21 protein-coding genes are annotated in these 24,201 nt (G+C 32.3%); 13 read left to right on the top strand and 8 right to left on the bottom strand.

The window, feature by feature from the left end:
* Window positions 1-28 precede the first annotated feature (28 nt).
* Genes CQA57_RS03410 through CQA57_RS03400 form a run of 3 tightly spaced genes read left to right on the top strand, consistent with a single transcriptional unit; the run spans window position 29 to window position 3,590 of the window.
* Entirely contained in the window at window positions 29-1,666 is a 1,638-nt protein-coding gene (locus CQA57_RS03410) for an AIPR family protein (protein WP_115578837.1), read from the top strand.
* Window positions 1,659-3,074 (top strand): class I SAM-dependent DNA methyltransferase, encoded by a 1,416-nt coding sequence (locus CQA57_RS03405; protein ID WP_115578883.1) that lies wholly within the window; start codon window positions 1,659-1,661, stop codon window positions 3,072-3,074. Before CQA57_RS03410 ends, CQA57_RS03405 begins: the two co-directional genes overlap by 8 nt.
* A 9-nt stretch (window positions 3,075-3,083) precedes the next feature.
* Window positions 3,084-3,590 carry a YagU family protein gene (locus CQA57_RS03400; protein WP_115578836.1) on the top strand — a complete coding sequence of 169 codons (507 nt, stop codon included), beginning with the start codon at window positions 3,084-3,086 and terminating at the stop codon, window positions 3,588-3,590.
* A 27-nt stretch (window positions 3,591-3,617) separates the two neighbouring features.
* Here the strand turns inward: CQA57_RS03400 and CQA57_RS03395 are convergent, their stop codons facing one another.
* The 7 genes from CQA57_RS03395 to tig form a co-directional block, all read right to left on the bottom strand.
* Entirely contained in the window at window positions 3,618-4,580 is a 963-nt protein-coding gene (locus CQA57_RS03395) for a catalase family peroxidase (protein WP_115578835.1), read from the bottom strand.
* A gap of 68 nt (window positions 4,581-4,648) precedes the next feature.
* Window positions 4,649-6,667: a heavy metal translocating P-type ATPase gene (locus tag CQA57_RS03390; protein WP_115578834.1), complete on the bottom strand. Its 2,019-nt coding sequence runs from the start codon at window positions 6,665-6,667 to the stop codon at window positions 4,649-4,651.
* A 231-nt stretch (window positions 6,668-6,898) separates the two neighbouring features.
* Entirely contained in the window at window positions 6,899-8,410 is a 1,512-nt protein-coding gene (locus CQA57_RS03385; RefSeq protein WP_115578833.1) for a YifB family Mg chelatase-like AAA ATPase, read from the bottom strand.
* A gap of 4 nt (window positions 8,411-8,414) precedes the next feature.
* Window positions 8,415-8,927, bottom strand: coding sequence for a peptide deformylase (gene def, locus CQA57_RS03380; RefSeq protein ID WP_115578832.1), 513 nt, complete (start codon window positions 8,925-8,927; stop codon window positions 8,415-8,417).
* Window positions 8,927-10,018: a diguanylate cyclase gene (locus CQA57_RS03375; protein WP_170126811.1), complete on the bottom strand. Its 1,092-nt coding sequence runs from the start codon at window positions 10,016-10,018 to the stop codon at window positions 8,927-8,929. Before CQA57_RS03375 ends, def begins: the two co-directional genes overlap by 1 nt.
* 19 nt (window positions 10,019-10,037) lie before the next feature.
* Window positions 10,038-10,625 (bottom strand): ATP-dependent Clp endopeptidase proteolytic subunit ClpP, encoded by a 588-nt coding sequence (gene clpP / locus CQA57_RS03370; protein WP_211305539.1) that lies wholly within the window; start codon window positions 10,623-10,625, stop codon window positions 10,038-10,040.
* The gene (gene tig / locus CQA57_RS03365; RefSeq protein WP_115578829.1) at window positions 10,625-11,998 is read right to left on the bottom strand and encodes a trigger factor; all 1,374 of its coding nucleotides are present in this window, start codon (window positions 11,996-11,998) and stop codon (window positions 10,625-10,627) included. Before tig ends, clpP begins: the two co-directional genes overlap by 1 nt.
* 79 nt (window positions 11,999-12,077) lie before the next feature.
* On the opposite strand from tig, the gene fliI reads away from it, so the two are divergent.
* Entirely contained in the window at window positions 12,078-13,382 is a 1,305-nt protein-coding gene (gene fliI / locus CQA57_RS03360; RefSeq protein ID WP_115578828.1) for a flagellar protein export ATPase FliI, read from the top strand.
* Here fliI and yaaA read toward each other — a convergent pair.
* Window positions 13,366-14,124 carry a peroxide stress protein YaaA gene (gene yaaA / locus CQA57_RS03355; RefSeq protein WP_115578827.1) on the bottom strand — a complete coding sequence of 253 codons (759 nt, stop codon included), beginning with the start codon at window positions 14,122-14,124 and terminating at the stop codon, window positions 13,366-13,368. The genes fliI and yaaA overlap by 17 nt on opposite strands.
* A 64-nt stretch (window positions 14,125-14,188) precedes the next feature.
* Here yaaA and CQA57_RS03350 point away from each other — a divergent pair, with 64 nt between their 5' ends.
* From CQA57_RS03350 to mnmH, 9 genes are all read left to right on the top strand, one after another.
* Complete coding sequence (locus tag CQA57_RS03350; protein WP_245941849.1) at window positions 14,189-14,707, top strand: DUF4149 domain-containing protein; 519 nt, start codon at window positions 14,189-14,191, stop codon at window positions 14,705-14,707.
* On the top strand, window positions 14,704-15,708 hold the full coding sequence (gene argC / locus CQA57_RS03345; RefSeq protein WP_115578826.1) for an N-acetyl-gamma-glutamyl-phosphate reductase: 1,005 nt from the start codon (window positions 14,704-14,706) through the stop codon (window positions 15,706-15,708). The genes CQA57_RS03350 and argC overlap by 4 nt, the downstream gene beginning before the upstream one ends.
* Window position 15,709: 1 nt before the next feature.
* Entirely contained in the window at window positions 15,710-16,426 is a 717-nt protein-coding gene (locus CQA57_RS03340) for a metallophosphoesterase (RefSeq protein WP_115578825.1), read from the top strand.
* Between the two features lie 64 nt (window positions 16,427-16,490).
* Entirely contained in the window at window positions 16,491-18,791 is a 2,301-nt protein-coding gene (locus CQA57_RS03335; protein ID WP_115578824.1) for a hybrid sensor histidine kinase/response regulator, read from the top strand.
* Window positions 18,784-19,284, top strand: coding sequence for a chemotaxis protein CheW (locus tag CQA57_RS03330; RefSeq protein ID WP_115578823.1), 501 nt, complete (start codon window positions 18,784-18,786; stop codon window positions 19,282-19,284). The genes CQA57_RS03335 and CQA57_RS03330 overlap by 8 nt, the downstream gene beginning before the upstream one ends.
* A 3-nt stretch (window positions 19,285-19,287) precedes the next feature.
* Window positions 19,288-20,418: a sialidase family protein gene (locus tag CQA57_RS03325; RefSeq protein WP_115578822.1), complete on the top strand. Its 1,131-nt coding sequence runs from the start codon at window positions 19,288-19,290 to the stop codon at window positions 20,416-20,418.
* Window positions 20,419-20,420: 2 nt separating this feature from the next.
* Window positions 20,421-20,981 carry a hypothetical protein gene (locus CQA57_RS03320; RefSeq protein ID WP_147288344.1) on the top strand — a complete coding sequence of 187 codons (561 nt, stop codon included), beginning with the start codon at window positions 20,421-20,423 and terminating at the stop codon, window positions 20,979-20,981.
* Window positions 20,978-22,942 carry an LTA synthase family protein gene (locus CQA57_RS03315; RefSeq protein WP_115578820.1) on the top strand — a complete coding sequence of 655 codons (1,965 nt, stop codon included), beginning with the start codon at window positions 20,978-20,980 and terminating at the stop codon, window positions 22,940-22,942. Before CQA57_RS03320 ends, CQA57_RS03315 begins: the two co-directional genes overlap by 4 nt.
* Entirely contained in the window at window positions 22,939-23,955 is a 1,017-nt protein-coding gene (mnmH, locus tag CQA57_RS03310; RefSeq protein WP_115578819.1) for a tRNA 2-selenouridine(34) synthase MnmH, read from the top strand. The genes CQA57_RS03315 and mnmH overlap by 4 nt, the downstream gene beginning before the upstream one ends.
* Window positions 23,956-24,201: the final 246 nt, after the last annotated feature.

Genomic DNA, 24,201 nt, shown 5'->3' with positions numbered 1-24,201 from the left:
TACAGAAAATAAAGTTAAGGAGTAAGCAATGTATTATGAGTATTTAGCCAACAAAATCACAAGATTTTTTTCACTTATTCCAGAGAGAAAACTCAAAGAATTTGAAGCTAAGAATACAGATGAAATCTTGCAGAGAAAAAACTCTTATGCATTTTTGGCTTACGCAATGAGTGAGATATGCAATATTGATATTTTAGAAGCTATTCCTTGCATTACCGATGGAAGTGGAGATGCCCAAATTGATGCGATTTACATTCACACTGAAGAAAACTTTTCTATCCATTTTTTTCAATCCAAATACTTCTCTAAGCCTGACAAAAGTATCGGTGAAAACGATATCCGACTCACACTAGAATCCACACATAGAATTCTTGGAGGCAAAATCCCTGCAAAGCTCTCTGAGCTCCTCAAAAGTAGAATACAAGATATTCAAGAAGCAATCACTGATAATGGCTTCCCTAATATTTTTATCCATTTTGTAAGCAATGGGGAAGCCACTCAGGATATTGAGATATTCAAAGAAAGATACAAAGAATATGAGATTTGCACCTATGGGGCAAAAGAGATAGCAAGATATTCGCTTGAACCAATCAAAAAAGATTTTGAAGTAACACTCACCACCATAGGAGATATTACCGAAAACCTCATCAGTGGAGTGAGCGGACATATCGCAACAGTAAATGCTAGAGAATTTATAGATATGTATAAAAAACACGGAGAGCAAAATCTACTTGAAAAAAATATTCGCTACTACAAAGGACTAAACACAATCAACAAAAAAATTCAAGCCACAGCAGAATCAAAGGAAGAAAGCAAATTCTTTTGGTTTATCAACAATGGTATCTCTATCGTATGCGATGGATTTGCCCCTCCCATCGGTGATGGGCTTGGCAATAAGATTCTAAAAATCAAAAATCCGATGATTATCAATGGAGGACAAACCACCGAAACCCTTGCACGCTCAAATATCAATGAAAATACAAGAATCTTGCTTAAAATATTTGTTCTCACCGAAGATTCAATCATTGCAAAAATCACAGAAGGGGCAAATAGCCAAAATCCTATCAATTTTCGTGATCTCAAAGCCAACCATAAAAAACAGCGTTTTATCCAAAAATATTTTTTAGATCATCAAATATTCCTAGAAATCAAATCAGGAGAAATCCCTAGCAAAGACCAAAAAATTGAAGTTTTGAAAAATGATTTTCTTATTCAAGCCTATGTGGCAATTTACAAATCCAACCCCTCAGATGCCAAATCTTCCAAAATGGCAGTATTAAGAAGATATTTTGATGAGATATTTGAAAATAAGAGTGAAGAAAAAACTCTAGCTTTTAGACTTTTTAGAAGCTATGAGATTATTAGATTTGTTAATCAAAACAATACAAATGAGGCATTTTTCCCACACGCAATTTTCAGCATATGCTATGCAATGAGTAAGCTAAATCCAAATATTTTAGATGAAAAATTTGTGTTTGAAAAACAACAAGAAAAACTTAGCGAAGTATTTATACAAGCACTTAGAGTGATAAACACAATCATTGAACGCAAAAAAAGTGAATTGGAAGATAACTACTCTCATAATTACCTTTTCAAATCTAAGGAAATCAAAATCCTCATTGATCAAAAAGTTGCAAAAAGGAGCGGTAAAGAAAAAAATGAGTAATACTTCAACATTGATAAAAAAAGTTTGGAATTATGCAACAATCTTAAGAGATAGTGGTGTGGCTTATACCGACTATGTCGCACAATTTACCTATCTTCTTTTTTTAAAAATGGATGATGAAAAATGTAAAAGCAATGCCACTACATCACTTCTCCCAAAAGATTGTCAATGGAGCAACCTTTTAAATTCATCAGGAGAAGAATTAGAAAAAATTTATACGCATATCCTCTCTACCCTTTCTCATCAAAGTGGTGTGATTGGCACCATTTATGCCAAAGCTCAAAATAAAATCAATGAGCCTGCTAATCTCAAAAGATTGATTGGCATCATCGACAAAGAAGAATGGTTGGGATTAAGTAGTGATGTTAAAGGCGATATTTATGAAGGGTTGTTAGAAAAAAATGCTCAAGATAGCAAAGGAGGGGCTGGACAATATTTCACTCCTAGAGTGATTATTGATTGTATTATTGAATGCTTAAGTCCCTCACTTGGGGAAAAGATTTGTGACCCTGCTTGCGGGACAGGAGGGTTTTTGCTCTCAGCCTATGAATATATCAAATCTCATAACACTCTCAACCGCACTCAGCTTAGAGAGCTTAAAACCTCTACTTTATATGGACAAGATATAGCCCCTCTTGTAGCAAGTCTTTGTGCAATGAATATGGTGCTTCATAATATAGGAGGAGAAGAAGGAAACATTTCTTGTGCTGATTCTTTAAAAGAAAAAGGCTCTAAATATTTTGATATTATCGCTACTAATCCACCTTTTGGTAAAAAAAGTAGCACTAAGATTATTACTGATGAGGGTGATACGAAAGCCCAAGAAGAATATTATGAGAGGGATGACTTTTTTGCCACTACAAGCAACAAACAACTAAATTTCCTTCAACATATTATGAGTATTCTTTCTTTTAATGGTAGAGCTGGGGTAGTTTTGCCTGACAATGTGCTATTTGAGGAAGGAGCTGGAGAGAAAATAAGAAAACGACTGCTTGCAAATTTTAATCTCCATACGATTTTGAGACTTCCTACAGGAATATTTTATGCTCAAGGAGTAAAGGCCAATGTGCTGTTTTTTGAGAAAAAAGAAATGAGTGAGGAAATACAAAGCAAAGAGGTATGGATTTATGATCTAAGAAGCAAGAAAAGATTTACCCTCGTAGAAAATCCTATAAGGATTGAAGATTTGGAAGATTTTAAACGATGTTATTGTATGGAAGATAGAAGCAAAAGGGTAGAAAGCGAGAGATTTAAAAGATTTTCTTACTCTGAGATTGAAAGCAATAGCTATAAACTTGATATCAATTGGATTAAAGAAGAGGAAGACGCACTCCCCTCTCCTGAAGAAGTCCTAGAATCTATTAAAAATAAAATTTCTGATATACAAAAAATATTAAACAACATTTAAGGATAAAAAATGCAAAGGCAAATAAATTTTTTAAAACTCTTCTTTATTGGAGTTGTAGCAGGTATTTTTGGAGCGATTGTAAAATGGGGATGGGAGATACCATTCCCACCAAGAAATCCTGAAGTATTTTTCCCTATAGATTCTCTTGAACGCACCACTCCACCAAAAATATTTTTAGAACAATTAGGCTTGCCTACAGATTGGTTTTATATTTTTTCTGGGATAGAGTTACCTCTGAGTATTTTTATCGTGCATATAGGATTTTCTGTATTTTTTGCGCTTTTTTATTGTTTTGTTGCTCAAAAACATCACTGGATTACAAAATATCAAGGGGTTTTATTTGGTATTTTTGTTTATTTCTTTGCACATGTCCTTTTAATGCCTATTATGCAACACACACCACCTTTGGGAGAAATACCTTTTGATGAGCATTTTTCAGAATTTTTTGGACATATTGTGTGGATGTGGAGTATTGAGATAGTAAGAAATCAGCTAAAAAATAGTCTAAAAGTTTGATTCACCCTTATCAAAAGGGTGAAAAATTTATTGGCGTCTTCCAAAAGTAACACCATAAGTTTCATTGCGAATTTGGAAAAGCGGATCATTTGGAGCACCTACACCATCTGGTAAATCTGATGGGAAATATACATCAGCATTACAATCCATTCCATCATACTTTGAAACTTTTAAAGTTCCTACCAATACCTCTTTATGCTTACCTTTCCATAGTGCAGTAGTATCATTAGTAACATCATCTTTATTTGCATAGACAAGATACATCTTATACTCTATAGGCTTACTTTTTATATGCTCTTGAAATCTCTCTAATAGATAATTATCACCTACCTTTTTTAATTCCTCATCACTTAGGTATTTCACGCCCTCAACAGGCACAAATTTCCATCTTGCAGGCAACATCTTGCCACTTTTTTTATCCTTGAAATAAAAAGTATGGATACTATAATAAGCCGTATTTGCGACACTTGAGCTAATACCTACATTTTTCATATATTCTTCAAAATTACGATAAGAATCTACCTCTTGAGTTAATCTCTTGATTTTTTCTTGATCTACCTTACCATCTACAGGAATTCTCATCTCAAAATACTGACCAAATTCTTGTGGATTCTTTGCAAAATTGATTTCAGAACCAAGCATTACCATCGTCCAGCTTCCTTTATCATCTTGCATCTTTATTGCCATACCTCTAGGCTTGCTTTTATCACTCATAATCGCTCCACCTAAAGAATATCGCACCTGTGTAGGGATAGACTTTTGATCTAAAAAAGGCACATCAAGACTTTTTACAATATCCTTTGTGGGTTCAAAATTACCACTTGTGCAAAACCCTTTTGCATGATTTACTTTTCTATGTGGATCATTGACATCGCCATTGAGTTTATAAAAAATATCAGCAATCTGATTGGAATCATAAGTTTCATTGGCATTTGTATAGTCACTTGCCAAAAAAGCCAATAAACACGCGCTTAAAATACTTTTTTTCATTATTCTTTCCTCATAATTTTAATGTTAAAGATAATAATTATTACTTCATTATTTTAATCATTGGCAAATTATCTTATTTTAAAAATCCTCAAAGCATTTAACAATGCCAATAAACTCACTCCAACATCTCCAAAAATAGCCTCCCAAATATTTGCCATTCCAAAAATTCCAAGAATAATAAAAACTACTTTAATACCCAAAGATAAGAATACATTTTGCCAAAGGATACTTTTTGTTTTTCTTGAAATTTCAAACATTCTAAAAATGCCTAGGAGATTATCCCTTAATAATAAAATATCAGCACCTTGCTTGCTAATATCACTTCCCCTCACCCCCATAGCAACCCCAATATCTGCAAGAGCTAAAGCAGGGGCATCATTTATCCCATCACCTACAAACATTACTCTATGATGTTTTTGATAAGATTTTAAAATCTCATATTTATCTTGTGGCAAGGCTTGAGCATAGTATTTGCATTGCAATTTTTGTGCTATTTCTTGGACATTTTTTAGACGATCACCGCTTATAATCACAACTTCTTTTTGAATCTTTTTTAGCAAATTGATAGTTTGCATTGCCTCTTCTCTAAGTTCTTCTTGCAATAAAATATAACCAAGATATTTTCCATCTCTAGCAATATGCACCACCAATCCACTCTCTTGCTCCTCTTGATACTTTATTGCAAACTCTTCCATCAATCTAGCATTCCCTGCCAAAATAACTTCCTCTTGCAATTGCACCATCATTCCCCTACCAGATAACTCTCTGCTTTGTATCACAGGAATCTTTTTGTCTCTCTGAAAAGCTAAGGCGATAAGATGCTTTGAATCTTGCATCGCAATACAAGCAGATTCTAAAAGCATTTCTTCACTCACAGCCCTATGAGCATTTAAAGATTTTATTTTGAAATGCCCTGTTGTGAGAGTTCCTGTCTTGTCAAAAACTATCAAATCAATTTCATTGAGTTTTTCTAGCATTTGAGCGTTTTTTATCAAAATACCATCTTTACTAGCCTTGCCAATCGCACTAAAATATCCTAGAGGAATCGCCAAGACAAGTGCGCAAGGACAAGAAACCATTAAAACAACCAAAGAGCGATAAAGCCATTCTCTAAAATCCCCATATCCTAACAAAACAGGAATACAACACAAAGCCACAGCAATAAAAAAAATCATTGGTGCATAGAATCTAGCAAATTTTGTGATAAAACCTTGCGCTTTTGTTTTTTGATTTAATGCATCTTCAAGCATTCTTTTAGTTTTGAGTATAAAACTATTTTCATAAGTTTCAGTAACAAGCACCTCCAAATGAAAATCTAAAACCACGCTACCACTCAAAACCCTATCACCCTTAGAAACAAAAACAGGCACACTCTCCCCAGTAATAGCTTGGGTATCTACACTACCTTCTCCTTGCAAAACTTCACCATCTAAGATAACCAAATCTCCTGCACTATACAATGCCCTCTCACCTTGCTTGACTTGAGAGATTTCTTTCATCACTCTTGTATTATTTTCTAAAATGCAAACTTTATGAGGCATCGCATCAAGAAGGGCATAAAAAGATTTCTTAGATCTAAAGATTGCAAAAGCTTGTAAATGCTCTCCTAGTGCATAAAAAACTATGATTGCAACAGATTCTGTATAGGCTTGTAGAAAAAAGGCAGCTAAACTCGCACTTAACATCAAAACATTTTCATCAAAAAAAATCTTATTTTTAAGACTAGAAAAAGCACCAAGAATAATAGGCTTTATGGCAAACATATAGCTTAAGGATAAAAACAAAAAAACCCAAAAGAAAGAAAAATTTAAATATTCAAAAATAAAACCAAGAATAAAACTTACAATAACAAATATAATCTTTTTGTGAGAAAATTTTCCATCATCTTCTTGAAGCAAAATCTCTACTTTAGGTTCAATATTTTTTATAGTTTTAAATACTATATCCATATCATTACCTTCAAGTATCAATAAACCCGATGGAAAATTTAATTGCACACTTTTTACACTATCAAGATTTTTAAGTGCATTTTCTATCTTTTCTGCACAACTAGGACAATCAATATTTTTTAAATAGATTCTTTTCATTTATTATCTCACTTTTAGTATTTTAAGATTTCTTTGAAAATAATTACTTAAAAAGAAAAAAATATTTAAAGAAGTATTAAATCCCCCCCCCCCAAGATATACCAAAATATTGTTTCATAAAAATCCTTGTAATCAAAAAATAAAAATATCTTTTACCCAAAATTTTATAACAATATCTAAATATTAAAAAGATAAAAATATTTTGATTATCTAATTGGGCTTCATAATTCTCTAAATGCGACGATAGCTCAGAGCTTCTAGCATATGTGATTTTTGAATCACCTCGCTTTTATCCAAATCTGCAATCGTTCTAGCAATTTTTCTTAATTTATTTACAGACCTCTCTGAAATACCAAATCTCTGAACTGCCCTTGCTAATAAATCTTGTATCTCATCACTTAAAGTGCAAAATTTTTCCAATTCTTTTTCACTCATTTTTGCATTAAAATTTTTCTGCCCTCTTTGCTTCTGCATTATAAAAGCATCAAAAACTTGCTGTTGCATAGTCTTTGAATCCATACCTATGCTTTTATCTTCATCTATTTCCTTCATTTGCACAAACAAATCTATCCTATCCAAAAAAGGCTGACTTAGCTTATTTTTGTAAGTTTTAATTTCTTTTTCAGAGCATCTGCATTCTTTAATAAGACTTAGCAGATTCCCACAAGGACAAGGATTTTGCGCCCCTGCAAATAAAAAAGAGGTTTCATAGGTTATTTTTGAATGCACTCTTGAAACAACTAGGCAATTATTTTCCAAAGGCTCCCTTAAGGATTCTAAAACCTCCTTTTTAAAATAAGGCAGTTCATCAAAAAATAAAATTCCCTGATGTGCTAAGGCAATTTCACCTGGTTTTGGTTCCTTATTTGAAGCTGAACCAAGAATACTGGCTTTTGAAGCACTCTGATGCGGGGATTTAAAATTTCTAAGTGGTAAGAAAGATATTTCTTGATTATTAAGTGCATTTAGTCTTGCATTTTGCATAATCTCCTCAAGACTCATTGGGGGTAATATCTCCTGCAAACGCTTAATAATCATACTCTTTCCACATCCTGGACTTCCCTCCAAAATAAGGTTATGAAACCCAGCAGCTGCAATCAATGCCGCTCTTTTTGCAACAATCTGACCTCTAACTTCTTTAAAATCATTTTTAAACTCTTGCAAATAAAAATATTCTGTATTACGTATCTTTATACTTGGAAATGTTAATTGCTTTGAATTTGGATATGGTGGGGTATCTTGTAAAATTTGCTCCATAGCTTCTTTGAGATTACTGGCATAGACACAACGCAAGTTTGGCACAAAAGAAAAATACTGCTCACTCTCTTTTGGCAAAATAATGCAAGCATTTGAATCAAAGAGCATCACATCTAAGACAAGTGCAAAAATATCATTACTATGCTTTAATGTCCCATCAAGTCCTAATTCTCCAAAAGCAAACCAATTATTTTGCAGTGTATTTTCTTGTTTTTGCATAGCAATCAAAAGTGCTATAGGCAAATCAAAATGGCTTCCATATTTAGGCAAATCTGCCGGAGATAGATTGATTGTGATTTTTAAGGGAGGAAAATTAAACCCATTTGCACTTAGTGCAGAATGCACGCGTTGCTTAGATTCTTGAATTGCATTAGTCGCAAGCCCAGAAATCAAAAAAGCAGGCAAACCTCTTGTAAAAGAAACTTCTACTTCTACAATTTTAGTATGAAGACCAAATCTTGTAGCACAAAAAATTTTTCTTACCATTTAGCTAGCCTTTCTGATTTTTCTTAAGCTCCTTTTGAAACTTCTTGCGCTTTAAAATTGAAAGTCTATCAACAAATAAAATACCATCTAAATGATCTATCTCATGCTGTAATGCTACAGCCAAAAAATCTTCTGCTTGCAAAACTTTTTCATTACCAAAACGATCCTGATAGCCTAAAGTAATTTGATGATAACGCTTCACTTCTTCGTAAAAATCTGGAACTGACAAACATCCTTCATTCCACAAAATATCCCCCTCTTTATTTAACACCACAGGATTGATAATTTCTAACAAATCTTCCTTATATTGTTCTCCATCCTCTCTAGGAATATTTACAAGTAATACCCTTTTTAAAACTCCTACTTGAACACCAGCAAGACCAACTCCATTGCGACTTCTCATCGTATCAAACATATCATCCAATAAATGATGCAAATCCTCATCAAAAATCTCAACTTGTTTAGACTTTTGCTTCAATAAGGGATTAGGATAGCTAACAACCTCTAAGACTGCCATTATATTTCATCTTGTGCATAAACTTTAAAATCAACACTCTCTTCCAATGCACTATTAAGTGCTGATAGGGAAGATTGAAGAATATTTTCTGCGCTCTTGCTTGGAATAACCCTTGAAATACCAATAGCTATATGCAATACAATATCCTTGCCATCAGAAAAAACATTTGTTGTTTTCGCAGCTTCTGCTAATCTCTCAGCAGCTTTTTTTGCACTTGATAGATCTGAATTTTTCAATCCCATTGCAAAAATACCATCACCAATATATGCCAATATATCACTTCTTCTTGAGGTCTTTAACAACAATCTTGCAATACTCTTTAACAATACCAATGTCATTGCCCTATCTTTTAAATCTGCTGTGATGTTTTTTGCTAAACCTAGAGTTAATATTGTCGTTTCGTGTTTTAACTCACCAATAAGCTCTCTTTCTTTTTCAATCAAAGAGATAAAATAACGCTTATTATAAACGCCAAATTTAGGGTCATAAATAGTATTATTATTGACATTATTGATCATTTGTGCTGTGCTTTGATAAATAGATTTAATTTGCAAAAGTTGCTCATCTGCTTGCACTTTCATCTGACTTAAATCTTTTAAAAAAATCTGCATTGTATTATTAAATACTAGCTTATTATCAATCTTTGCCAGTTCCTTGGAATACTTATCTGAAATTCCCTGAGTTACCTGAATATTTTTATATAAAGCAGCCACAAGCTCTAAAATTTTTTTGATATTTTTAAAGCTATCCTTTACACTTCTCTCAAAAGCAATTATTCTATCTTCGCTAATTGTTTGCAAATCAATTACAGCTTGTATTTTTTGTTTTAATATTGCGTCTTCTTTCTCAAGAAGCCGTTCAAAATACATTTGATAATTTGCCGGAAAAGGTGGCAAAGACTCATTAGCAAGCTCTCTAACCGTATCTTCTGCGAGCTTTTCTACTTTTTCTGCAATCTGCCCTTGTACATATTCCTCTTGAACATCTTCTATTGGTTCTTCATGAATATCTAAAATATCAGAATTGATATCCCCAAAATAAGGGTTACTAGTAAAATCTAATTCGTCCTTGTCATCTTTACTATTTGGCATCATATTTCCTTTTTTATCCTTACTTCAAACTTTTTTGCAATACCTTATCAATTAGACCATATTTTAATGCTTCTTGAGCACTCATAAAGAAATCTCTCTCAGTATCTTGAGTAATTTTCTTTAAACTTTGATTTGTATTTTTTGCCATAATCTCATTTAGAATCTTCTTTAATCTTAAAATCTCATTTGCTTGAATTTCAATATCCGTAGCCTGACCTTGTGCACCACCTAAAGGCTGATGTATCATAATGCGAGAATGTGGTAGAGAATAACGCTTCCCCTTAGCTCCAGAGCTCAACAAAAAAGCACCAGCAGAAGCTGCTTGCCCAATACAAATAGTAGCTACATCTGGACGAATATAATGCATTGTATCAAAAATACTAAATGCACTTGTGATAACTCCGCCTGGAGAATTGATATAAAGATAAATATCCTTTTCAGAATCTTCAGCCTCTAAAAACAAAAGTTGTGCGACAATTGATGAAGCAACCATATCATTTATCTCACCGCTCAAAAGAATAATTCTATCTTTTAAAAGGCGAGAATAAATATCATAACTTCTCTCACCCCTACCTGTTCTCTCTATAACATAAGGAATGTAATTCATTATTTACTATCCTTTTTTGTACTTTTATTCTCTTTTTTTGTTTTGCTTTCCTTTTTTTCTTCTACTACTTTTTCAGATTGTTCAATTTTACTATCTAAAAGCTTATGCAAAACTCTATCTTCAATCATTGCCATCTTAATAGCTGGTAAAAGATTGTTATTTTTATAATACTCTACAACTTCTTTTGGATTTTGCCCCATCATCATTGCTTCATAATAGATAGTTTGAAATACCTCATTATCACTTACAACAACACCATCTCTCTTTGCCAATGCATCAACGATAAATGTTATAGTTACGCTCTTTTGAGCAGTAGCCCTAAAGCTCTCTCTTTTTTCTTTTGCTTTGTTTGCATCTGATTGCAATTGTTTTAACTCATCTGGACTAATTGTGCCAAGAGAATTTCTAAAAAGCATATCCATCTCTTGCTCCACAATCAAATCTGGTAAATCAAATTTAATAGTATCAAATAAATTATCCACTAATTTTTCTTTCAATTCTTCATTATAGAGTTTTGTCTTAGCTTCTATTTCAAGCTGGTTTTTTATTTGCTCATTCAAATCTTCTAGATTTGCATTTTCTTTTTGAGGCAAAAGACGCTTTGCTAATGCATCATCAATCTTAATTGAATCTTTAACTTTTATACCATGAAGCTTGATCTTAAAAACAGCATCTTTTCCTGCAAGATTCTCAGCCTGATAGTCCTTTGGAAATGTCACTTTGATATCTTTGTTATCTCCTGCTTTCATTCCAATCATAGAATCCTCAAAACCTGCAATAAACTGATTGCTACCAATCATAAGTTCAAAATTCTCTGCTTTTCCGCCATCAAATGGCTTATCATCTATAAAACCTTCAAAATCAAAAACTGCAAAATCATTCTTTTCAAGTTTTTTATCCTTAGGTGCTTCAACAAGAGGTGCTTCCCTCTTTGCAACTTCCTCTAATCTTTCTTTAATAGCCTTATTCTCAATCTTTGGAAATTTTACACTTGGGATACATTTATCCACGAGTTTTAAATCTATTTCAGGTGTTAAAGATATTTTTATCTCAACATCAATCCCCTCACTCTTTTCATCAAATTTTGTAATGATAGGATCCCCTATTACCTGCTTGCTTTCAATTTTTAAGTCTTTAATAGCTTCTTGCAACATTTCTTGAACTGCTTCTTTTTGAGCATCTTGCTTAATTGCATCTTTGTAGCGAGCCTTGATTAAATTTAAAGGCACTTTTCCCTTTCTAAAGCCATCCACTTTAATTGTCTTGCTCAATCTTGTAGCAACTTTTGTCAATTTCTCCTCTAAATCTTTAGTCGCTATCACTCCATTAGCAATTGCATTTGCACTATTTAATTTCTTTGTAGATAAATTCATAACTTTCCTTCAACAAAATTAAGTATAATTTTGTGATTATAACAAAAGAATGCCTCAATATTGCTATAAGGTTTTTAAAATGTCCCTGCAAACTCTAAAAGCAAAGCTTAAAAATGATTTTCAGCTTTCACCAAAATATGGCCTTATTACAAAAATTACACCTACCATTATCTATGCTAGTGGTTTAGCTCCTTCTTTGGGTGATATTGTAAAAATTTTTAAAAGCAATGGAGAAACTGCACTAGGAATGGTGACTATCATTCAAAATAAAGAATTTGGCTTTACTCCATTTTCTTTTGTAGAAGGGTTTCGAGTTGGCGATAAAACTATCTTAGATAAAGAAGGGTTGCTGTTTCCTGTCGGAGATTCCTTGCTTGGTAGAGTGCTTGATCCTCTTGGCAATCCTCTTGATGATAAAGGAGAATTACATACCACACAAACCACTCCCATAATTTCACACCCCATCAAGGCGATGAAAAGAGGAGTAATTGATGAAATTTTTCCCGTGGGTATCAAGGCAATTGATGGAATCCTAACTTGTGGCAAGGGACAAAAACTTGGAATCTTTGCTGGATCTGGTGTTGGTAAATCTACGCTTATGGGTATGATAGTCAAAGGCACTCAGGCTCCCATCAAAGTTATTGCACTTATTGGAGAAAGAGGCAGAGAAGTTCCTGAATTTATTCACAAAAATCTTAATAATAATCTTGAAAATACCGTGCTTATTGTTGCTACAAGTGATGATTCTGCACTAATGAGAAAATATGGAGCCTTTTCTGCTATGGCTGTTGCTGAATACTTTAAAAATACTGGAAGAGATGTTTTATTTATCATGGATTCTGTTACGCGTTTTGCAATGGCTCAAAGAGAAATTGGCTTGGCACTAGGAGAGCCACCCACTAGCAAAGGCTATCCGCCATCTGTGCTTTCTCTTTTACCTCAACTTATGGAGCGTGCTGGAAAAGAAGAAGGAAAAGGCTCTATTACTGCTTTTTTCACTGTATTGGTAGAAGGTGATGATTTAAGCGACCCAATTGCTGATCAAAGTAGAAGCATTTTAGATGGGCATATTGTATTAAGCAGGGAATTAACAGATTTTGGAATCTATCCGCCAATTAACATTCTAAATTCTGCTTCTAGGGTTAGTAATGATATTATCACACCTCAACATAAAGATGCTATGAGAAAATTTAGGCGGCTTTATTCCTTACTCAAAGAAAATGAAATCTTAATACGCATTGGTTCTTATCAAAAAGGATCTGATGCAGAACTTGATGAAGCAATTGACAAAAAATCTGCAATGGAAGGTTTTATCAAACAAGATGAAAATGAATTACTTAATTTTAATGAAACACTCCAACAACTCATCAAAATTTCATCTTAATCTCATAAATAAATCGTGTTTGCTCTCCCTTAGAAACAATATCTTTTAGATAGATATCTTCAAATACCAATTGTTCTATATCACATAGATTAGAGATTTGATTCTTAGCCATCTCTTGTAAAAAAATTCCACGATAATATTTTGCGTAATGACTTACCTTTTTTCCAGACTTTAAGAATTCAATCACGCAATGAGGCTGCTTCAACATATAAGCCTTCACATACACCTCTGCTCTTAAATCTAGTATTTGCTTTTTATCTTCAAAATATGTATCCAAAACCTCTTGCATAGACTGATACAACGCCTTTATACCCAAAAATTTATTAGAATAATTCTGATTGAACTTATAAAATGGGATTAAATCACAAGCTTTTATGGCTCCAAAAAGATTGCTAAAAATCCATACATTTTGCAAGATATACTCCCTGCTTCTTTCATCTAGTATATCAAATGCCAATGCCTTATATGCTACTCCATCATACAAGCGAATTGCTTGAATAGTGGGTGATTTTAGAATACTAGAACAAAGCGCTAATTCATCCAAATATTTATCAAGACTTTTTACTCCAAATAATTTACAAATCTCCTTATCATCCCCGCTCTCTAAAAGCTCCAAATATTTCATAATAATTTTGCTTCTCTCTGAAAAACTCAGCGCAAAGCCTTTAGCAAAATCAATCTGTTGTCCAATACCCTGAAAATCCTTAAGCTTCCCTTCACTTGGACTAAATAATATTTCCATAATTACTCCCTCTTTTTGGTATCATTATATTATCAAAAGCGAAGAAAAATTTTAAGGAATCACATTGAATAAGATAGGATTGAAACTTATTTTACACATTGCCTATTTATGGCTTATTGGTATCAATATTGGCGCTATTGCAACCTGCGGAATTTTTGTCGCACCGATTGTTTTTAATGCTTATAGTTTTTTACCAGATCTTGGCATCACTCAATATGATTCTGGCATCTTAATGACACAAATTTTTCTTAAACTCAATACACTACTAAATGTAAGTGCCATCTTGATACTTGTTTATGAATTACTTGCTTTTAATCTCTCCAAAAAAACAAGTTTTTTTCCCCTAACAATCAATATTATAAATGTCTTATTAATTTTTCTTTTCAGTTTTTATTTTACCCCAAAAATTATTGAGGCACAGACTCAAGGAGCTGCAGCCACAGCGACCCCAGAATTTGCAACACTACATTTACAAAGTGAATATGTTTTTAAATTTCTTTTCATTATGCTAACACTAAGTTTTTTTACAAGATTTGTTCTACTCTTTATACAAACAAACCCAAATTATAAGAGTAAAAAATGAGTAAAATTTCTGTAGGTATTGTTGGTATTAGTGGTTACACAGGTCTTGAGCTTTTTAAAATTCTTGCCAAACATCCAAAATTTGAAATACAATACATCGCTAACTCAAGCGGTGAAGAATCCATTGAAACAATACACCCTAGTCTTCTCAAAGTAAGTAATCTTAAGATTTATAAAGCAAATCCAAGAGATATTGCAAATAAAATCCAACTGCTTTTCTTAGCACTCCCACATCAAGAATCTATGCTTTTTTGCAAAGAATTACTTGAGCTTGATTCTCAAATAAAAATCATAGATCTTTCTGCGGACTATCGCTTAAGCAAAGAAAACTATGAGCTTAATTATTGCCAACATCTTGATGAAAAAAATCTACAGCATGCAGTCTATGGTCTTGTTGAATATCAAAGAGAAAAAATTAAACAAGCAAGACTTATCGCAAATCCTGGTTGCTATCCAACAGCCTCATTGCTTGGACTATTACCATTTCTTCCACATATCCAATCAAGCATTTTTATTGATGCAAAAAGTGGAGTAAGCGGGGCTGGAAAAAAACTAAGCTCCAATACACACTACCCCTTTATCAATGAAAATATTTTTGCTTACAATCCTTTAGCACATCGTCATCAAATAGAAATTGCAGAAAAATGCCAACTTATTGGAAGCAAAGAAGTAAAAATCAATTTTATTCCGCATTTAACCCCACTTACTCAAGGAATGCTTGTTAGTATCTTTGCTACTCTTAAAGAAACTTTAGATCCACTAGAGCTTCTTTTTGATTTTTATAAAAACGAACCTTTTATACGCATACGCACGCAAAGTGTAGATGTATTAAATGTCAGAGGAACAAACTTTTGTGATATTTATGCAAAATGTAGCGGAAATGATCTCTTTATCAATACAAGTATTGATAATCTTATGCGAGGTGCTAGCTCCCAAGCAGTGGTAAATGCAAATTTAATGTTTGGTTTTGAAGAAACACTTGGCATACCCATGATAGGATAAAATGCAAAACCTACCTATGATTAAAGAAGGTGCATTGTTTATAGCAGATGCACATTTTCATGATAATGATGCAAGGTTTTTTGAATTAATAGAAAGATTAAATCTCAATCCTCCTTCGCAAGTATTTTTTATGGGAGATATTTTTCATCTTTTAATTGGGCACATCCCTTCAAGCCTCAACAAACATCTACCCTTGCTAAAAAAAATCAATGATTTAAGCCTAAAAAGTGAAGTTTTTTATTTTGAAGGGAATCACGACTTTGCACTGCCACAATCACTTTTACCTAAAGTAAAAATCTATCCTAGAAAACTTCAACCCGCGCTTTTTAGCTTTGAAAACAAAAAAATTTTACTTGCACACGGGGATATTTTTATTTCTGCGTGGTATTCTTTTTATATCAACACCATAAATAATCCAATAATTCTTAGTCTATTAAGGATTATAGATTCTTTGAGTTTTGGAAAAATTTATCAAAAAATTCACGCAAAGATAATGCTAAAAAAAATTATTCCATTGCATAATAATGCAAATTTTTCAAAAAAGAGAATCGATCACTACAACAATTTTTCAAAAAAAAATCATATAAGCTTTGATTATATACTTGAGGGACACTTTCATACTATATTGTATCAGGAAAATTATCTTGCCATTCCTTCATTTTATTGCCATAAAAAAATCTTGCAGATGAGCAAAAAACATTTTTATAACCTAATTTAAAGATTAAAATTGTAAAATTAGAAAGATAATTATTAAATACTAACTGAAAGGGAAGAGCACAATAATGGATGAAATGCAAGAAATAATAGAAGATTTTCTAATCGAAGCCTCCGAACTTGTAGAGCAATTGGATCAAGACCTTATAGAATTAGAACACAATCCAAAGGATTTAGAGCTTTTAAATCGCATCTTCAGAGTAGCTCACACCATAAAAGGTTCAAGCTCTTTTCTAGGTTTTGATATTTTAACAAACCTTACACACAACATGGAAGATGTCCTCAATAAAGCCAGAAAAGAGGAATTGGTAATTACTCCTAGCATTATGGATGTCGTCTTAGAATCTATTGATCTTATGAAAGCACTTTTGCAAACTATACAAAAAAATAAAAGTGATATAGATAGTAGCATTGATATCACAGAATGTGTCCAAAATCTCCAAGATATCTCAAACAATACCTTTACTCCAACAAAAGAAAAAAATAGTAAAAAAAGCACGAAAACAAAATCCAAAGCAGAAAAGACAAAGCAACCCCAAGAAGAAACAAAAGATGTGGATTATAGTGCAATGAGCAGTGATGAAGTCGAAGCAGAGATAGAAAGATTGCTTAATGAAAGACAGCAAATTGATAAGGCAAAGAGAGCGCAAAAGAAAACTCCTCAAACATCCTCTCCAAAAACTCCAGATGTCAAACCTCAAAAAAATACCAAAGCAGTAGAAGAAAAAACCATAGAGCAAACTGTTAGAGTTGATGTCAAACGCCTTGATAATCTAATGAATCTTATCGGAGAACTTGTTTTAGGAAAAAATAGACTTTTAAGAATCTATAGTGATGCCGAACAACGCTATGATGGGGAAAATTTCCTAGAGGAATTTAATCAAGTTGTGTCTTCTATTTCTACAGTAACAACGGATTTGCAACTTGCTGTAATGAAAACTAGAATGCTTCCAATTAGCAAGGTATTTAACAAATTTCCAAGAATGATTAGAGATTTATCAAGAGAACTAAGCAAAGATATTGAACTAAATATTAGTGGGGAAGAAACAGAGCTAGATAAATCTATTGTTGAAGAAATTGGAGATCCTCTTGTGCATATCATTCGAAATTCTTGTGACCATGGAATCGAAGATATAACCACTAGAAAATCCCTTAATAAAAGTGAAACTGGAAATATCAATCTAAGCGCTTACAATGAGGGGAATCATATTGTTATTAAAATTAGTGATGATGGAAAAGGACTTGATGCCCAATATCTTAAGCAAAAAGCTATTGAAAAACAACTAATTACACAATTTGAAGCTGAAAATATGAGCGAAAAAGAAGCTTATTCTTTGATTTTTAAACCTGGTTTTTCCACTGCAAGCTCTATTACAAATATTTCTGGTCGTGGCGTTGGAATGGATGTTGTAAAAACCAATATTGAAAAACTTAATGGAATCATAGAAATAGAATCTGAAAAAAATGTTGGCACAACCTTAAAGCTAAAAATCCCTCTTACACTAGCTATTATTCAAGCATTACTTGTAGCAATTCAAGAAGAATACTACGCAATCCCTCTATCCTCTGTATTAGAAACAGTGAGAATTGATCCTAATGAAATTTATAGCATTGATGGAAGAAGTGTCTTAAGACTACGCAATGAAGTTCTTTCTTTGGTGCGTCTTGCAGACATCTTTGATGTCAAAACAACATTTGATAACTCTAATGAAGTTTATGTTGTAATTGTAGGACTAGCTGAACAAAAAATTGGAATTATTGTAGATTATCTCATAGGACAAGAAGAAATTGTTATTAAATCTCTAGGCTATTACCTCAAAGGAACTCCTGGTATCGCTGGTGCCACAGTAAGAGGAGATGGAAAAATTACTCTTATTGTTGATGTGCCTGCAATGATGGAAATGGCAAAAGATGTCAAAACTAATGTAAATGACGCAAAAGAAAACTCCTCTGATATCAAAAAATCTCCAAGTGATTATAGAATCTTAATGATTGATGATAGCACTACAGATAAGCACTTATTTAAGAAATTTTTAGAACCTCTTGGCATTACAATCATAGAAGCTAATAATGGTCTTGAGGGGATAGAGTTGCTTAAAAATAGTGAAAAAGGTTTTGATGCGATATTAGTAGATGTAGAAATGCCAAAAATGGATGGCTATACCTTTGCTTCAGAAGTAAGAAAATACAATCGTTTCAGAAACCTTCCAATCATTGCCCTAACAAGCAAAGGAGAAAAAACAGATAGAATGCGAGGCATTGAATCTGGTATGACAGAATACATCACCAAACCATGCACACAAGACTATCTTATCAACATTGTAAAAAGAAATATCAATTTTAAAAATACAGGAACTCATGATGAATAAAGAACGATTAAAAGAAATATTTGATAACCAAAAACAAAACTACACAAAAACAAAAAAAGAAGAAATTGAAGATGTAACACAAGTTATTGGTTTTGTTGTGGGTAATGAGGAATTTGCTGTGCCTATTTTAAATGTTCTTGAAATTGTAAAACCTATAGACTATACACGAGTTCCCAAAACCCCAGATTATGTTTTAGGAGTTTTTAATCTTAGAGGCAATGTCTTTCCTCTTATAGATTTACGAAGAAAATTTAATCTTCCTGCAATAAAGCCAAATAAAGATACTTGCTATCTTGTCATCAAACACGAAGATATGATTGCTGGTTTTATGATTGATAGACTTACTGAAGCCTTAAGGTTAAAACAAAGTGAAATTGACCCTATCCCAGAAACTATCAATGAAAAGGCAGATTTGATGCTTGGCGTGGGAAAACAAAACGACAAACTTATCACTATCTTAAAGATTGAAAACTTATTGAAAAAGACTTTCTAGGATATGAAATATTTTTCATTTTTCTTTATTACCCTTTGCATTCTATCAGGCATTGCTTATTATCAAATTCCCCCTGATAGACAATTTGATTTTATCGCTAAAACAGCAGATTTTACAACTCAAAGAATTTATAAAAAACAAGATATTCCTCCACCTCCAAATGTAAAATCTGCCCATTCTAGCACGATTGCTCCTATTGATTCTGAATATCTTATCAGTGCATATTTTGCTGGAAGCAGAGAAGGTGCAAAAGATGTGGCAATCTATGCAAATATTTTTCACAACAATCAATGGAGCGAGGCTTTTGAGATTCTCAATCCAAAACAATTGATGCAAGATGCCAAAGAATATATAAGCAAAATTGGAAATCCTGTGCTTTATCATCTTGATAATACCTTGCATCTTTTTGTAGTGGGAGTGAGTATTGGAGGATGGGCAACAAGCAAAATTTATCACTACACCTCTGTAGCAAACCCTCAAAATATCTATTTTCGTTTTCAAAAAGCATTACATTTAAGCCCATTTGCCAATCTAAGCAACCTTGTTCGCACTCCACCTCTTGGAATAACTTTTAATGATTTTCAAGATAAAGGATTTATTCTTCCTATTTATCACGAACTTGCAAATAAATATGCACTAATGGTTACTTTTGATACTACAGGGAAAAAATTACAAATCTCAAAGCCAAATAATGCATTTGGATTATTACAACCAAGTATTACAGCTCTAGATTCTACACACTGTCTTATTGCCTTTAGAGCCCACAAAAAAGCAAGATCCATTCTTTATACGCAAAAATGTGATAACAATCTTAAATACCAACCACTACAATCCGCAAATATTCCAAATGAAGATAACTCTCTTAATCTCTTTGCCATAAATAATACAGCCTATTTGCTACACAATACAAGAATTGATAATCTCCCTAGAGGTGAACTTGTCATCTCAAAACTTAATTATGATAATCAATTCACAAAATTACTTAATATTGATGAAACAAATACTCCAAATGGAGAAGTAAGTTATCCTTATATTTTTATCTCAAATGGAATCTTGCATATTACTTATACAGTGGATAGAAAGTTTATTAGACACCTTATGTTAAGCACTCATTATTTGGAGGAACAACCATGATAATGCATTATCTCTTAACTCTTCCTTATATCACCATCACTCTCTTGCTACTCTCTTATACAAGAGCAAAGCAATTTGCTTATTATTTTTGCATACTATTCATTGGCATTTTATGCAATATCCCTTTCTACCATCACTTAAGTCTTAATGATTTAACCTATAGTATTACGAGCAATCTTAGTTTTTTTACCCTCATACTTTGCGCACTCTTATGCTTAGAGATTTTGCAATTTAAAAAGAAAAAAATCTTTTTTATTTCCTACAAAGGATATCTTTATATTGCCTTTGCTAACTTATTTTTCTATCTTTGTTTTTTAAATATTATTCCACTTAATATCTATTATACTGACCATACTTACACAATTCTTATTGCTAGTAGTATTATCTTTATATCTTTTTTCTTTGATAAAATTGTCTCTTTGGCGTATCTATTTTGCCTTTTTGCCTACAACCTAGGTCTTTTTGAAGTCAATAATATTTTTGATTATTTCTTTGATGTGCCAATTTTAATTGCAACCCTTATTGCACTTTGTATTAAAAGCTTTCAGAAAATCAAAAAATGATTCTAAAAAATCTTTTAAAAACCCTCATTTTTGCCCTAATTCTTGCGGTTTTATTTATTACTTTAAGAATTATTTTTATTGTCTATGTTGGGATATTACATAATGAAATGAATATAGAGCAATGGAATATCTCCTTATTCTTAGATAGTATTTTGTGCCTTTATAATGGAATGCAATATGACAACAGAATCGTTGCACTTTTTACAATCTTATATCTTATCTTTAGTTTTATCTTTAAAGATAGGGGCTTAAAAATCTTTACAAGCTTTTCTATTGCCATCATTGTTATTTTAGACATAGGCAATATGGTATTTTTTCTTATCTATCATGATATTTATAATAGCAATCTTCTAGGACTTATATTTGATGATAGAATTGCGATCTTACAAACAGGTCTTAGTGGGGAATATTTTATTAGCGTAAAAATACTTTGTGCTTTTGTAATTGTCTTTATCTTTTTATGGTTTTATCAAAAAAGCATTGCATTTATCAATACTTTGACTTTTAAAAAATACCATCTTATCAACACCATATCTGCAGCAATTTTCTTACTTTTATTGCTTACATTTTTTATCAATGCTTCTTTTAGTTTCAAAGGTAAATCCTTAGATCAGCAAATCACCCCATCACAGAATCTATTTCTCAAAAAAATCACTACCGATAGCTTTAGAGCACTCTACTTTGTATATAAAGGCTACAAAGTTATTACAAAATCTTCTATGAGTGATTTTTACCCAAAAGATATCAATACAACACTACAAGAATATTTTGATATCAATACAAATCCCCCTTATGATATTTACAAACTCCTTGAACAATCATCACAAAATACTGCTTCTGCTAAAATTAGACATATTTTTTATATTGTCTCAGAAAGTTTAAGCAAATGGCATTTTGAAGAAAGGTTTGATGATATCAACCTTATGAGTGCTACAAAAAATCTCATCAAAAACCCTCACGCTATCTCTATTGATTATTTTTTAGAAAATGCCCCATCTACTGCAAAAAGCCTAGATTCTCAAATTAGTGGATTATTGCAACTAGATATTCCACTACACACACTTATTGGGAAAATCCCTAGTTTTGAAACCTCTATTGCCAATATTGTAAAAAAACTACATTATCAAACTTATTTTTATTATGGAGGATCTGGAAATTGGCAAAAACTAGATACTTTTACCCATTCTCAAGGATTCAATAAACTTTTTGATGAGAGCTTTCTTCTTAACTTCGCAAAACAAAAAGACTATCCCTCTCCATATAAAAATATTTGGGGAGTAAGTGATAATGTTTTATTTGACTTTATCTTTGAAAATACAACAAATACTCCAAGTTTTAATATGATTATGACAACATCAAACCACCCACCCTATGATATTCCTTTGGAAAAATATGGTGTGCCATTGCAAAAAATACAAGATTTTATAGACACAAATCATCTTCCTATTTCTGCAAAAATATTAGGACATATCTATTGGTATGACAAAATTCTTATTGACTTTATTGAAAAAATGTCAAAAAAATATCCCGATTCTCTTTTTATTATCACAGGAGATCACTACGATAGAAACTATCCCAATAACCCAAATATTGCCATTACAAAGCAAATCCCTTGTATCATCTACGCCCCTACACTCTCCTTACATAAAACCACAAATATTGGTGCACATATTGATATTGCTCCAACAATTATTGAGCTCATCTCTCACAAAGATTTCAAATATTCTAGTTTTGGAAATCCTCTAGCAAGCACCAATCCAAACTTTAAGATCCCTAATAAACTTGCTTTAGGATACTTTGTCATAGGAAATAAAGATATGCTTTATACTCCAAATGAAAATCCGATTTTCATCACAAAGCAAGCTAATATCACACACATTCAAACGCTCTATGAAAAACTCAATCAAGCCAAAGCTATAAGCTGGTATCTTATTTTTAAAAATCAAGAAGCACAAAAATGATACGCTATGCAAATGATTATAGGGGATTTGATGTAATCATTGATGTAAGAAGCCCTAGCGAATACCAACACTCTCATATCCCTACAGCATACAATTTCCCCGTTTTAAATGATGATGAATTTAAGCAAATTGGCACACTCTATCATCAAGATTCTCTACAAGCAAAAATTCTTGGCGCAAGCATAGCTTGTAAAAATATTGCACTACTTCTTGAAAAAATTGCTTCACAAAAACAAATAGCTCAGCTTTTTTCACATAAAAACAAAATTCTTATCTATTGTGCAAGAGGTGGAAAACGAAGTCAAGCACTTTATGAAGTATTGAAAAATCTTGATTTACAAGTATATAAACTCCAAGAGGGATATAAAGGATATCGGCAACTTGTACTTTGCAATCTAAAAACCCCCCATCACTTCCTTACACTCTGTGGTCCTACTGGCTGTGGAAAAAGTGAAATAATTCAAGCATACTCACAATCAAGCATTGATTTAGAAAACTTAGCACATCATTATGGTTCTAGTTTTGGAGATTTAGCCACCCTTGTATTAGGAACCCAACCTACTCAAAAAATGTTTGAAAATCTCTTAGAATTTGAGCTCTCAAAAAAACAAATCCATTCTCCTCTTATTATCGAAGCAGAATCAAAAAAATTAGGAAATATTATTATCCCAAAAGAGCTCTATGATAATTATCACAAGGGGATATTTATTTTTATCGATGCACCCATAGAACAAAGAATAAAAAGAATTACAAATCTCTATAAAACTATCACTCAAGATTTCTTTTTTTGTGCAATGCATAGAATCAAACCCTACATTAGCAATAACACATTTGATGATATTTTGCAGCTATGGGAAAAACAAGCTCTTGAAAAAATTGCACAAATTTTAATTGAGAAATATTATGACAAAGTTTATAAAATCCCATCTTATCAGTATAAGATAGAAAATAAAGATTTAAATGAAGCACTCAAAGAATTAAAAGAGATACAATCCCTCAATAAAACCCCATAAATACATTTCATTCTCTTTCCCTCTCCAACCACCACTTAAACTAAGGAGTTTTGTCATAAAACTTTAAGATTTGATTTTAAGATTAAAGAGTTTTGTTATTTCTCTTTTATCTTTAAAGCTTAAAGTATTGTTTTATTTCTTTTTGTTTTAGTTTGTTTAAAACAAAAAAATTATAAAGTGAAAAGTAAAAAATAAAATAAAAAATATAAAAATGTTTAAGTGGTGGCAGGAGAAGGAAAAATCTTT

Source organism: Helicobacter anseris, from assembly GCF_003364335.1.
GTDB lineage: Bacteria > Campylobacterota > Campylobacteria > Campylobacterales > Helicobacteraceae > Helicobacter_H > Helicobacter_H anseris.
Note: the sequence above shows the minus strand (reverse complement) of the source record. Positions and strands in the feature narration are given on the sequence as shown.